11 protein-coding genes are annotated in these 13,703 nt (G+C 62.9%); all 11 read right to left on the bottom strand.

Annotated elements, in window-relative coordinates:
- Positions 1–223 precede the first annotated feature (223 nt).
- From AC1RLZ_RS29395 to AC1RLZ_RS29345, 11 genes are read right to left on the bottom strand one after another with little or no spacing between them, the layout of a single operon-like run.
- Entirely contained in the window at positions 224–3,694 is a 3,471-nt protein-coding gene (locus AC1RLZ_RS29395) for an indolepyruvate ferredoxin oxidoreductase family protein (protein WP_493191541.1), read from the bottom strand.
- A gap of 55 nt (positions 3,695–3,749) precedes the next feature.
- A complete protein-coding gene (locus tag AC1RLZ_RS29390) occupies positions 3,750–5,417 on the bottom strand; it encodes an AMP-binding protein (protein WP_493191539.1) in 1,668 nt (555 codons plus the stop codon).
- A 20-nt stretch (positions 5,418–5,437) separates the two neighbouring features.
- Positions 5,438–6,214 carry an enoyl-CoA hydratase gene (locus AC1RLZ_RS29385; protein ID WP_493191538.1) on the bottom strand — a complete coding sequence of 259 codons (777 nt, stop codon included), beginning with the start codon at positions 6,212–6,214 and terminating at the stop codon, positions 5,438–5,440.
- Between the two features lie 2 nt (positions 6,215–6,216).
- Positions 6,217–6,684 (bottom strand): MaoC/PaaZ C-terminal domain-containing protein, encoded by a 468-nt coding sequence (locus tag AC1RLZ_RS29380; RefSeq protein WP_493191537.1) that lies wholly within the window; start codon positions 6,682–6,684, stop codon positions 6,217–6,219.
- A 29-nt stretch (positions 6,685–6,713) separates the two neighbouring features.
- Positions 6,714–7,910, bottom strand: a complete 1,197-nt coding sequence (locus tag AC1RLZ_RS29375; RefSeq protein ID WP_493191536.1) for a CaiB/BaiF CoA transferase family protein — start codon at positions 7,908–7,910, stop codon at positions 6,714–6,716.
- Entirely contained in the window at positions 7,907–9,052 is a 1,146-nt protein-coding gene (locus tag AC1RLZ_RS29370; RefSeq protein WP_493191535.1) for an ABC transporter substrate-binding protein, read from the bottom strand. The genes AC1RLZ_RS29375 and AC1RLZ_RS29370 overlap by 4 nt, the downstream gene beginning before the upstream one ends.
- Positions 9,053–9,086: 34 nt before the next feature.
- Positions 9,087–9,845, bottom strand: a complete 759-nt coding sequence (locus AC1RLZ_RS29365; RefSeq protein WP_493191534.1) for an ABC transporter ATP-binding protein — start codon at positions 9,843–9,845, stop codon at positions 9,087–9,089.
- The gene (locus tag AC1RLZ_RS29360; RefSeq protein WP_493191533.1) at positions 9,832–10,599 is read right to left on the bottom strand and encodes an ABC transporter ATP-binding protein; all 768 of its coding nucleotides are present in this window, start codon (positions 10,597–10,599) and stop codon (positions 9,832–9,834) included. The genes AC1RLZ_RS29365 and AC1RLZ_RS29360 overlap by 14 nt, the downstream gene beginning before the upstream one ends.
- On the bottom strand, positions 10,596–11,591 hold the full coding sequence (locus AC1RLZ_RS29355) for a branched-chain amino acid ABC transporter permease (RefSeq protein ID WP_493191532.1): 996 nt from the start codon (positions 11,589–11,591) through the stop codon (positions 10,596–10,598). The genes AC1RLZ_RS29360 and AC1RLZ_RS29355 overlap by 4 nt, the downstream gene beginning before the upstream one ends.
- The gene (locus tag AC1RLZ_RS29350) at positions 11,588–12,439 is read right to left on the bottom strand and encodes a branched-chain amino acid ABC transporter permease (protein WP_493191531.1); all 852 of its coding nucleotides are present in this window, start codon (positions 12,437–12,439) and stop codon (positions 11,588–11,590) included. The genes AC1RLZ_RS29355 and AC1RLZ_RS29350 overlap by 4 nt, the downstream gene beginning before the upstream one ends.
- 44 nt (positions 12,440–12,483) lie before the next feature.
- On the bottom strand, positions 12,484–13,515 hold the full coding sequence (locus tag AC1RLZ_RS29345; RefSeq protein WP_493191530.1) for a glycoside hydrolase family 88 protein: 1,032 nt from the start codon (positions 13,513–13,515) through the stop codon (positions 12,484–12,486).
- Positions 13,516–13,703 lie beyond the last annotated feature (188 nt).

Raw genomic sequence — 13,703 nt, 5'->3', positions numbered from 1 at the left:
CTGCTCCGTGCAAATCACGGAACCCTATGAATCAGCGATTGAACCTCTTGGGAATCCTGAATGTCGATCGGCCCTAGCAGGGACAGTCTCCTGAGCGCCGGATCTGTGCGCACGTCAACAGTCAGCTCACCGACTTCTTCAACACAATCCGCCAGGAGGGGGCATCCGGAATGGCCGTCGCGCTCACGGCGAAGCCGACGCGAAGGCCCTTTGAGGACCGCAATCATTCCGCAGCTTCAACAAACCGATCACCGAATGCTGAGCGTAGCTGAACTTTCTGCTCACGGGCATTCCTGACTGCGTCGTGCTTGATGTGGCCGTATCCCCTGATCACATCCGGCAGGCTCAATAACTCTGTCGCCAGGGCGTGGTTCTGCGGTGACAATCGCGCCGCTACATCATCGATTTCCCCGACGTACTCGCTCACCAGCGCGCGCTCCATCCTGCGTTCCGCTGTATAGCCGAACACATCGAACGGCGTTCCGCGCAAGTACCGCAAGCTGGCGAGCACTTTGAATACGCCGAACACCCAGGGACCAAATGCACGTTTGCGGAGATGGCCGGTAACCGGATCTTTCCTGGCCAGGATTGGCGGTGCAAGGTGAAACTTGAGTTTAAAATTGCCCTCGAACTGTTGCTCCAGCTTTGCGCGGAAGTCCCCATCCGTATAGAGACGCGCGACCTCGTATTCGTCTTTGTAGGCCATCAGCTTGAACAGACCGCGGGCTGCGGCATAGGTCACGCCTTGAAGCCCGGGCGTCCGCGACGTCTCTGCCGCCTGCACGCGCGCGATGATATCGCGATATTTCTGCGCATAGGCGGCGTCCTGATAGCGGGTGAGGAAGTCGGCGTTGAACGCGATCAGTTCGGGCAGCGATATCTCGCGCGTCTCCGGCGCGGCGCGTGCTGACACCACTTTCTCTAGCGCAGCGGGATCTTGGGCCGCGAGCCGCCCCCATGCAAATGCCCGCTTATTGGAATCGACGGCAGAACCGTTCAGCTCAATGGCGCGTTCAAGCGCCGCAAAGCTCAATGGTAGAAGCCCCTTTTGAAATACGAAACCCAGTAACAGCATGTTAGTTGCGATCGAGTCGCCCATGATCGCGGTCGCGATCCTAGTGCCCTGCACGAAGTCGATCCCCCTGTGCCCGACGGCATCGCGGAGTATCTTGTTCATCAGCCCCGCTTCAAAATCAATATTGCCATCCGTAACGAAAGCCGCGGTCGGCGTCAGCGAGGTGTTGATCACCGCCCGCGTCACACCCTGTTCGATACGTGCCAGCGCCACCGGCGATGCGGCTCCGACGATGTCGAAGCCGAGCAGCAGGTCTGCAGCGCCGGCGGCAATGCGCACCGCGGCGATATCCTCGGGCGCCGGCGCAATCCGGACATGTGTCATGACGCCGCCGTTCTTCTGGGCCAGACCCGTGAAGTCGAGGACCGAGCATCCCTTGCCTTCCAGATGCGCCGCCATTCCGAGCAGCGCCCCGACCGTGATCACGCCGGTGCCGCCGATCCCGGTCATCAGCAGGTTGTAGGGCTCGTACAAGGGCCTCGCCACCGGTAGCGGGATGTCGCCGAACGGATCCTGCGCTGCCGTGGTCGGTTTAGCCGCCTTTCGCAGACCTCCGCCATGGACGGTCACAAAGCTCGGGCAGAATCCCTCCACGCAGGAGAAGTCCTTGTTGCAGCTCGACTGATCGATGACGCGCTTGCGGCCGAGCGGCGTTTCCAGCGGCTTGACCGAGACGCAGTTCGACTTCACTGAACAATCACCGCAGCCCTCGCAGACGAGATCATTGATGAAGGCGCGCTTCGGCGGATCCGGATACAGACCGCGCTTGCGCCGCCGGCGCTTTTCAGCCGCACAGGTCTGGTCGTAGATCAAGACGGTCAGGCCGGGTGTTTCGCGCAACTCGCGCTGGACCTGATCGAGATCCTTGCGGTCGTGTGTCGTAATGCCCGCAGGGAACAGGCTCATGTCGGGATATTTGTCCGGCTCGTCGGAAACGACAACGATGCGCTTGGCGCCCTCGGCCGCCATTTGCGAGGCAATCTGGGCCACGGTGAAGCCGCTCTCGGCGGATTGGCCGCCGGTCATCGCCACCGCGTCATTGTAGAGGATCTTGTAGGTGATGTTGACGCCGGACGCCGCAGCGGCCCGGATGGCCAGCAATCCGCTATGGGTGTAGGTGCCGTCACCGAGATTCTGGAAGACGTGCTTCTCTGTCGTGAACGGCGACTGTCCGATCCAGTTGGCGCCCTCACCTCCCATATGCGTGATGGTCTGCGTGTTGCGGTTCGGCATCCAAGTCGCCATGCCATGGCAACCGATACCGGCCATCGCCCTGCTGCCTTCCGGTAGCTGCGTCGAGGTATTGTGCGGGCAGCCCGAACAGAAGAAAGGTACGCGCTGCGACTTGATCACCGGCGTTGACGCCACCCGCTCGAACGATTCGAGACGCGCCAGTCGCTGCGCCAGTTGCGGATTGCTGCTGCCCATCTTCTCCAGCCGCGACAGGATGGCGCGCGCAACCAGCGTCGGCGACAATTCACCCTCGCTGGGAAGCAGCGACGTCCCGCGTTCATCGCGCTTGCCGACCACCGACGGCCGCCGGGCAGCGTCCATATTGTAGAGCGCGTGAACGAACTGCCCCTCGACGAAGCCTTGCTTCTCCTCGACGACCAACACGTCTTCCAGACCATCGGCGAAACGCCGCGCGCCCTCGACCTCGAGCGGCCAGACCAGACCGACCTTGTAGATCCGGAGCCCCATCGCAGCACAGGCGTCCTCGGCCAGGCCGAGATCGGTCAACGCCTGACGCACGTCGAGATAGGCCTTTCCGGTCGTCACGATACCAAAACGCGGCGTCGGCGAATCCAGCATCACGCGGTCGATCGGGTTGGCTCGCGCGAAGGCGGCCACCGCCCGCATTTTCGGGCCATGCAGCCGCCGCTCGGCTTCGAGCGACGGATCGGGCCAACGAATATGCAGTCCCCCCGGCGGTATTTCAAAATCGCCGGGCTCGACGAACTGCATGCGCTGCGGGTCGACGGTGATGGAGGCCGAACTTTCGGCGGTCTCTGAGATCGCCTTGAAGCCGACCCAGCATCCGGAATAGCGCGACAGCGCAATTCCGTAGATGCCGAAGTCGAGATATTCCTGCACGGTCGCCGGGTTGAGGATCGGCATCATGGCCGCCTGAAAGATCTGCTCGCTCTGATGCGCCAGCGTCGATGACTGGCAGCCGTGATCGTCACCGGCCAGCGCGAGCACACCGCCATATTTCGATGTTCCAGCGGCGTTGGCGTGCTTGAGCGCATCCGCCGAACGATCGACGCCGGGGCCCTTGCCATACCAGATGCCGAACACCCCCTGTACGGTGGCGCCGGGAAACAGTCCGACCTGCTGGCTGCCCCACACCGATGTCGCGGCGAGGTCTTCGTTCAACCCCGGCTGAAACCGGACGTTCTCGGCCGCCAGATGCGCCTTGGCGCCCCACAATGCGCTGTCATACATGCCAAGCGGCGAGCCCCGGTAGCCGGAGATGAAACCGCCCGTATTGAGGCCGGCCGCGCGATCGCGCGCCCGCTGCAGCAGCGGCAGACGCACCAGCGCCTGGATGCCCGACAGATAGATGCGGCCGGAAGGCTTTGTGTACTTGTCTTCAAGGGACACGTCCTGAAGCGCGATATCGGTCATGATGCTGTCTCAACAGTTTGGGTGTTGATCGGTAGGAAGCGCATCGTCACATCCGTTCCGGACAGCTACTGCCATCCTTACGGGTCACGAGGTCCTTCAATGCAATTCCGGCGGCCTTGCGATCCCAAGTCGCCGCACTGACGCCGCTGTCACGCAGTTGCGATTTGCGCACCTTGTTGGTCGGCGTGCGCGGCAGCGCCGCTATGATCTCGATGTAGCGCGGCACCATGTAATGCGGCAGCCGCTGCGCCAGATGCGCCAGCAGGGCCTCGGGCGCGACTACCTGACCGTCCTGCGCGACCACGACCAGCTTGATGTCGTCGTCCGACGCGAATTCGGAGGGCACGCCGACCGCCGCGCATTCCTGCAGGCCGGGATAGGTGGTCGCGGCGTATTCGATCTCGTAGGACGAGACATTCTCAGCGCGACGCCGGATCCGGTCGCCCAGCCGATCGACGAAATGGAAATAGCCTTCCTCATCGCAATAGACGAGATCGCCGGTGTGGAACCAGAGATTGCGCCAGGCCTTGATGGTGGCCTCGGGCATTCCGAAATAGCCCTGCATCAGGGTCCAGGGCAGCTTCGACCGCACCACCAGCTCACCCGTTGCGCCCGGCACGACCTCGCGATCGGTCTCCGGATCCACGATCCGCAATTCGTAGTGATTGGCAATCGGCCGGCCACACGATCCGGGCCGCAGCGGCTCGTCGAGCGACGACCAGATCGGAATGTTGGCCTCGGTCATGCCCCAGACCTCGAGGCCGCGCACGCCGAACCGCGCTTCGAAGGACGCGGCGATGTGACGTGGAAAAGGCGAGGTTCCGAACCGTCGCAGCGGATTGTCGGCGTCGTCCGGCCGCTCCGGCTGGGAATGGATCATCTCCAGCATCGGACCATGCGCGATCGACACCGTCGCGTCGCATGCCCGGATTCGATCGAGCCAGTCAGCGGCGCTGAAGGAACGGTCGAGACACACCTGCGCGCCCGCAATCAGCGCAGCGTAGATTGCGACATAGCGCGGCGACATGTGAAACAGCGGATGGAAAACGTAATAGATATCGCGCTCGGTGACCTTCATCTGCTGCGCGGATTCCTGCGACAGCAGATATGTCTGCGCATGCGGCAGCATCACGCCCTTGGCCGGACCAGATGTCCCGGATGTGAAGATGATCGATGCCAAATCCGATGGCCGGGCGCCGGCGGGTGTCCAGCCTGACGGTACACGTACGTCGTTGTGCAGCGGCGCGAGTGACACCCGACTGAACTCTGCAGTCGCTTTTGCGCTTTGCGTGCCGTCCGCAGCATAGAACAACACACGCTGCAGCCGCGGCACGGCGGCTTCACTCTCGCTCAACACGCCGAGCAGCCGGTCTTCGATCAGGATCAGGCGCGCATCAGCCGTATTGATCGCATGTTCGAGCGTGTGACCGCGATAGGCCGTGTTGATGGTGACATCGACCGCGCCGAGCATATTCAGGGCAAACCAGGCATGGAGCGTCCAAAGGCAGTTTGCCCCCATGACGACAACGCGGTCCCCAGCCCTGACACCTTCCGCTTCGAGCACATGAGCCAGTTTCAGCGCTTCCACCTGCACCTGTGCGAAGGTGAGCGGCGAGCCGTCGATCATGCGAATGAAGGGGGCATCCGCAGACAGCCGGACCCGCGCCGCTAGCGCCGCATTAAGCGTCCAGTTCTCAAAGGGCAGTTGCAGCATGGTTGCGTGGTGGCTCGGGTTCAGCGATGGCGGAATTGCGGCTTGCGCTTTTCGGCGAATGCGGCGGCGCCCTCTTTGTGGTCGTCCAGCGCAAAGGTCGTATGCGCAAGCCGACGTTCAAAGCGGACGCCCTCGGCGAGCGGCACTTCAAACGACCGATTGAGCGCCTCCTTGGTCATCATAATCATCGGGCGCGAGAGCTCCGCGATCTGCGTCGCGACGCGGATCGCCTCGTCGATCAATTCGTCGGCAGGAAGGATGCGGCTGACAAGCCCGCACCGCTCGGCTTCGTCGGCCAGCATCATGCGGCCGGTCAGGCACATTTCCATCGCCTTCGACTTTCCGATCGACCGCGACAGCCGTTGCGTGCCACCGGCGCCGGGCATGACGCCGACCTTGACCTCGGGCTGTCCGAACCGCGCGGCATCCGAGCACAGGATGAAATCGCACATCATGGCCAGTTCGCATCCGCCGCCGAGCGCCAAACCATTGACGGCGGCAATGATCGGCTTGCGGCACCGGGTCGCCTCTTCCCAGTTGCGCGTGATGAAGTCTTCCGAATAGGCATCGGCATAGGTCTTGTTCGCCATCTCCTTGATATCGGCACCAGCGGCAAACGCCCGACCCTTGCCGGTCAGGACCATCGCGCCGACATCGGGATTGCTCTCGCATTGCTTGAGGGCTGCGGTCAGCGCATCCATCAATTCGGTGCTGAGCGCGTTGAGCGCGTCTGGGCGATTGAGCGTCAGTAGCCCAACCGGCCCGCGGATTTCGAGCAGAACGATCGGTTCCTTCACGATCAAGCTCCCACAGGCGCTTCGAGCGCGACAAACCGCAATACATGCTCGCCCACCAGCACCACATCGCTATGCTGGTTGGTGACATTGAGCGACGCGTAGGCGCGGTCACGTTCGAGTTCGATCCGCACGACCTCGTAGCGGATCAGAATGGTGTCGCCGAAAAACACCGGCGCGATGAAGCGCAGCCGGTCGTAACCGGCAGACACGCCGTCGACCCGGTATTTGATGCCGAACATGGCTGCGGCCGCTGAGGTGAAACCAACCACCAGCGCCCCCTGCGCGATGCGCGTCTTGAAGCGGGTCTTCTCCATGTAGCGTTCGTTGATATGGTTCGGCGAAAAGTCGCCGCAGATGCCCGCGAACATGTAGACGTCGGACTCGCTGATCGTCTTCTCGATCGCGATGTTGTCGCCAATCTTGATGTCATGGATGGTAGAACGTGGGCCGTCGTCGAAATCTACGATCATGGTGCGTCCTTGCGAATGATGGCGGGTGGTCAGGCGATGACGCCTTCGGTGCGAAGGCGCGAGATATCGGACGGCGCATAGCCGAGTTCGGCCAGCACCTCTGCATTGTGTTGTCCCAGGGTCGGCGCGGATTGCGTCGCGGTCCTTGCCACCGATGACATCTTCAGGGGATTTCCGACCGTCCGCACCCGCCCATGGACGGGATGATCGAATTCGATCATCAAGCCATTGGCATCGACCTGCGGCTGCGCAAGAGCGTCGCCGAGCGATAGCACCGGTGCACACAGCACGTCCTCGCGATCCAGCCGATGCAGACATTCGGCGGTGTCGAGCCCGGCAAATCCCGGCGCCAGCAATTTGAAGATCTCGGCGCGGTTGGGCCCCCACGAGGCACGATCGGAATATTGCGGCCATGCCGAATAGTCCTCGAGGCCAAGGGCACGGCAGATGTCGCCGAGCGGATTCGGCCTGAACACGCCGACCAGCGTCACGGCGCCGTCCTTGGTCGGAAAGATGCCGATCAGGTTCTGCTGGACCCAGTTGACCTGCTTCTGCCGCAGCAGCCACTGCGTGACTTCCTGTTGCTGCAGCGTGATCAGCACGTCGAGCAGGCAGACGTCAATGCGTTGCCCGAGGCCAGTGCGCTCCCGATGGTAGAGCGCCATCAGGATGCCCTGCGCCATCACCATTCCCGACGTGAAGTCACCGAGCGCGGTGGGAAACAGTTGCGGCACGCCGTCAGCATCGGGATTGCGCGCCGCAAGACCGGACAAAGACTGCGCGAGAAAATCCTGACCGCCTTTGTGCGCCAGCGGTCCGCTCGGACCGAACCCGGATCCCGAAGCATAGATCAAGCGCGGATAGGTCTCTTTCAGCTTGTCGTAGCCGAGCCCAAGGCGATCGGCGACGCCTGGGCGAAAATTGTGAACCAGCACATCCGCCTGCTCCAGCAGCTCCATCACGATCTTTATGCCCGCCGGCGCCGTCATGTTGATCGCCATGCCGCGCTTGTTACGGTTCAGGCCCATGAAGTAGGCGCTCTCGCCGGACGGTTCGACAATGAACGGATCCGTCGACCGGCAGATGTCGCCATCGCCGGGCCGTTCGACCTTGATGATTTGCGCACCGAAATCGCCAAGGACCTGGGTTGCACACGGCCCGAACTGGACCTGGGTCAGGTCCAGCACGCGCACGCCGTCAAGTGGTAGAGAAACCGGCTGCGTCATTTCTTGTCCAGATTCTTGAATTTGCCGTCGCGCACGGTGACATAGATCAGGGTATGCTTGCCCCAGCTGTCGTGGTCTGTCGGCGAGAACTGGATCGGGGCCGCGGCATAGCCCTTGATCGCGCCCATGCTCTCGACCTTGTCCCGGAGCGAAGGGCCATCGGTGGCACCGGCCTTGAGCGCCTGCACAACCGTGGCAGCCGCATTAGCACCGAGCAACGCACCGAACCCTGCAACGCCGCCCTTGTTCTTCAGCAAGTCGAACAGATCCGTCAGCGGACCGGGTTCATCCGGATTGACGAGCGCGGGCGCGATCAGGTTTTCGGCGCCCTTGCCACCGTTCTTGATGATCTGCTTCTGGACGATGCCGGCCATGCCGTAGACCGGTACGTTCAATCCGATCTCCTGCAATTTGCGTAGAAACGCGCCGGCCGATCCCGTGCTCGATGTGGCGAGGAACACCGCATCGGGCTTGCCACCGCGAATCTTGATCGCCTGCGCGGTGAGATCGGTCGCCGCCTTCGGGGCCGAGGCTTGTTCGACCACCTGCAGGTCGCCCTTCTCCTTGGCAAGGCTGATGAACAGCTCGGACGCCTGCTGCCCATAGGCGTCTTCCTCCGAGAACACGGCGACACGCTTGTGGCCGTCGGCCACAATGCGATCGCGGCTCGCTGGCAGGTCGGTCGAAATCGGGACCGACATGCGGAACATCCATTTCGAGAACGCCTCCTTCGGGTCGGTCACCGATTGCGTGCCGACCATCGGGAAGACCGGCACCTTCGAGCGCATCGCGAGGTCGGCGAATGCCAGTGTCTCGGACCCGGTGGTGGCGCCAATGATGGCGATCACCTTGTCATCGAGGATGACCTGATTGGCCAGACGCGCCGCTTCGGTCGGGTTGGTCTTGGTGTCGCGCACGATGAGTTCGATCGGCCGGCCATTGATGCCGCCTTGCGCATTGACGCGCTCGACCACTGACTCGACGGCCGCACGCTCATCTGCGCCATAGGCTGCGGCTGGTCCCGACAGCGCGATCAAGACGGCGATGCGCAGAGGCTCGCCCTTGGCCTGCGCCAGAAGCGGAGCAGACTGGATGGAGATGCCAGCAGCCAGGCCGAGCGCCAATGCGGCGCGTCTGGTCAAAAGATGTCTCTTTGTCATACTATGCTTCCCTCGATCAATGGATTGGAGCAGCTGAACGCTGTAGATAGAGACGCACGATACGATCGCGGTCGGCGAGATCGGCATTGTTGCCTTCCAGCACGACCTTGCCGCCGACCAACACGATGAAGCGGTCAGCCACCGACTCGACCAGATGATGATTCTGCTCGACCAGCAGGATCGGTAATCCGCTGGCGCGCAGCTTGCGCAACACCTCCGCCAGTTCGTCGACGATGATCGGCGCGAGGCCCTGGGTCGGCTCGTCAAGCAACAGCACGCGGGGACTGCAGGCCAGGCACTTCGCGATCGCCAGCATCTGTTGCTGACCGCCGCTGAGTGCCCCGGCGGCGGCGTTCCAGCGCGACTTCAGGAAGGGAAACAGATCGAGCGCCCGCTCCAGCGCTTCGGCACGCCGGTTCTTCTCGGTGAGAAGGGCACCGAGACGAAGATTGTCTGCGACGGTCAATGACGGAAACAGCCCGCGCCCGTCCGGCACCGTGGTGAGGCCGGTGCAGACGCGGCGCCACGACGACAACAGGTCAAGCCGGCGATCATCGAGTGTCACCTGCCCTGTTCCGCTGATGGTGCCGTTCAACGCACCCACGAGGCTGGTCTTGCCGGCGCCGTTCGGACCGATCAGTGCCACAAGCTCGCCCGGCGCCACAGAGAAGCTGACATCACTGCAAACCGTCAGGCTGCCGTAGGATGCGCTCATACCCGAGCACACCAGGCCCGCGCGTGGGCCACCCATCGGATGTGGATCAAGCTGCGACACGATGACCTCCGAGATAGGCCGTCACGACCTCTTCGTCCTGCACAACGTCCTGCGGATGGCCCTCGGCGACGATCTTGCCGCGAACCAGAGCGACCATGTGATGGCTGAGCTCGGCGACGAAGCCGACATTGTGCTCGACCAGCAGCACGCCGATCTGATCGGCGGCGGCATGGCGGATGGCCCGGGCCAGCAGCATGCGATCGTGCTCATCGATGCCGGCCGCCGGCTCGTCCAACAGCAGATATTTTGGGCTGCTCGCCAGTGCCCGCGCTACCTCGAGAAGGCGAAGGCGGCCGAGCGACAGCGCGCCCGAGCGTTGATACGGATCGGCCGTCAGCTCGAACTGGGCGATGAGCCGCTCGGCCTGCGCGCGCAATTCACTGTCGCGCACCTGCCGGGCCGGCAGCGACACGAAACCGCCCAGCAGCGACGGCTTGTTGCGGCTGTAGAAGCCCATCATCACCGCATCCAGCACGCTGGCATCGAGATCGAGACGTGGCGTCTGGAAGCTGCGCGATACGCCGAGCTGGATCCGCTGGTACAATGGATAGCTCGATATATCCTGGCCCTCGATCCGCACCAAGCCTTCCTGCGGGCGGGCCACGCCGGTGAGGCAGTTGAACAGCGTGGTCTTGCCGGCGCCGTTAGGGCCGACGAGACCGGTGATGACGCCGGGACGCACTGCAACACTCACATCCTTCAGCACTTTCAGGCCGCCAAAAGCGATGCTGATATTCTGCGCGTCGAAGCTCATCGCACCGCTCCGCTTGCCTGGACCGACGGCCGGACATCCGGCGACGGCAGCGATGTGGGCTTGCCACGTTGCGACCAGCGCCCTGGGACCAGCGTCATCAGGCCATCGGGAGAAAAGAGCAGTACGAGAATGAGAATGCCGCCGAAGAAGATGCCCTGGCTCTCGGTGCCGGGCAGGAAGTCGCTCGCCAGCGTGAAGATCGCCGCGCCGACAATCGGGCCCAGCACCGACTTGCGCCCGCCGAGCACCACCATGAACAGCACGTTGGCCGACACAGCGATCGACAGCGAGTCGGGAGCCACGTAACCCAACGTGTGGGCGTAGAACCAGCCGCCCAGTCCGGCGACGCCTGCGGTGATTGCAAACATCAGCGACAGATCGAGCGCCACGTTCACTCCCATCGCTTCGGCCAGCAGATGATCGGTGCGCACGGCGTTCAATGCGCGCCCGCGTAGGCTCGACATGAAGTTCACATAGGCAATCACCAGCAGCACCACGATCGTCCAGATGACGAAGTGCGCGCGGATGCGCGAGGTGCCGACGAATGGCAGCGTCGGGATCCCGTTGATGCCGTTGAAGCTGCCGGTGAAATCACCGCCGCGCTGCAACGCGACCTCGACTACCGTGCCGATCGACAGCGTCACCAGCGCCAGCGACAATTCGGGCAAACGCAAGATCGGCTTGGCGATCACGAATGCGACCAGCGCCGGGAGTACGACGGCTGGAAACAGCGACAGCATCGGCGACATGCCGTAGCGCGTCGTGATGATCGCCGACGTATAAGCGCCGATCGCCGCAAAGGCGCCCTGCGCCAGCGACACCGTGCCGCCCTGGCCGTAGAGCAGACCCAGCGGCAATGCGAGCAACGCAAAAATGCCGACAGTCGTCGATGTCGAATAGACCGAACTGCGAAATTCGGCGAGCAGCGACACGCAGGCAATCGCGACGACCAGTACGCCGACGCTGCTCATCCACTTGGACGCGCCGTTCATGGCCGTGCTCCCGAGAAGGCGGCCGATGGCAGACGGCCGGATGCCAGGATTACAATGATAAGAATGGCCGGCACCGCGTGTGCCCATCCATTCGGCAGGAAGGTCTGGCTGAACGACTCGACGAGACCGATCAGAAGTCCTCCGAGAAAAGCCGGCAACGGCCCGCGCTGGCCCAGCACGACGGCGCTGCTGAAAGCGATCGTCGTAAATGTGAACGCGCTCGCATAGGTCATGCCGATCGACATCGATGCCAGCACGCCGCCGATCCCGGCGATTCCGGCACACACCAGGAAAGTGAGGAACTGGGTCCGCTTCACCGCAATGCCGGCCAGTGACGCGTTCTTAGCTGAGATCGCGCAGGCCTTCATGCGCAAACCAGCCGGTGACCATTTCAACGCAGCTGTCAGCGCCAGCATGAGCAACACGCTGAGCGCGAGATTGAAGAGGCCTTGATAGCCGATCACGGATTCGCCGATCAGCACGATGCCGGGGATCCGGTCGAGAAACTGGTTGTCAGTGCCGACCACGACAAGGACAGCCGACTCCACCAGCAGCATGAATGCGAAGGTCGCAAGCACAATCGGCATCGCATCCTTCATGGTGCGCAGCGCGTGAAAGCCGAGAAAGATGCACCCCGTCACGATCCCGAGGGCCATTGCGGCGGCCACGCCGAGCAGACCGCCATAGGGCAGGCCGAAGGCGGTGGCGACGACTCCGGCAACGACGGCATAGGCGCCGACGGAGACGTCGATGACATCGGTCGTTATCCAGATCACGCTCATCGGCACTGCGAACAATGCGTAGATGGCGCCGAGGAAAAGGCCGTTGGCGAAGATTTCAAGATACACTTCGTTTCTCGTCCATTGTGATGTTGCGGGATTGGTGGTGTCACTTAGGCGAGGCGCCCCTTGAGTTCGGCTGCCGCCTGCAGGAAGAAGCCTTGGCCATACAGCGCCGTCGCAAACGGAACGCCGGGACCGCCCGGAGGTACCTGCACGCCCGGCACCGCACCGTCCGGCTCGACCGAACCCGCGACGATCCGAAATGCGCGCTCGGCCTTGTCCATGTAGCTCTGGTCAAGCCATCCCATATTGACGGCGCGTGCCGCGCTATAGGCGAACATCAGTGTTCCCGACGCTTCGAACTTGGCGTGCTGGTCATCGAGGATGTTGCGAAAGAATCCGCTGCGGTCCTGATGCGCGGCGATGGCCGCGAACACCTTCTGCCCCAGCACGCGAAGCGGCTCGGCGCGCGGGTGATCGCCGATCTCCGCAAGAAGATCGACCAGACAGCAGGTCAGCCAGCCATTGCCGCGACACCAGAATGTCGACTGCAGGAAACTGTTGGGCGTCTCCCGCCAGGCATGCCGCGCCAGATGCTCGTCCTTGTCGACGAGATGGTAGACGTAGACATCGACCTGGTTCAACGCTTCCTCGATGAGCTTGCTGTCACCGGTCAGCCGACCGAGACGGGCAAGGAACGGGCACATCAGATAGATGAAGTCGATCCACAGTTCCGGGCCCTCGTCGCGCACCCAGAAGCCGCCGCCGCGCGTGCGCGGCGCAGCGAGTAGCGCCTTTGCCTGAAGATGCGCGGCCTCGAGCAAGCGCGCGTCGGTCTTGCGCTCGTGAAACGCCAGCACGCAATAGCCAAGCGCCGAGGAGAGCGCCGCCGTCGGCGAGAACACCTCGACATGCCCCTTCGCGAGCTCGATGCGCTCGTCATAGCTGAGATAGCCGCGGCTCGACTGCACGTCGACGGCACGATCGACCCAAGCCTTGGCACCGGCGATCGCGACGCTGTCGTTCCAGCGCAGGATCCCGGTGATCGCAGGCGCCTTTTCCCAGACATCGCGCTCATAGGGATGGGCCAGGATGTAGCTCGTGACCTGCTTCACCAGCGCATCGAGGTCGAGACGGCTCATAGCAAACTCCTGAATTTCAACGGACGACAAGACGACACGCTTGATACGACGCGCCCAAGCGGGCGACGCTGTTCAAGCCAAACGAGTTTGTTGAATGGCGCGACGCATCACGACGCGTTACTGCGCCCGCGAAAGCGATGTGCGGCGCGCAGACGATGATCCGCGATGGCGAAATCAGGCGCTGGATA

Source organism: Tardiphaga sp. GW822-FHT04G09 (assembly GCF_058800725.1).
This window is presented reverse-complemented; position numbering and strand designations above follow the sequence as displayed.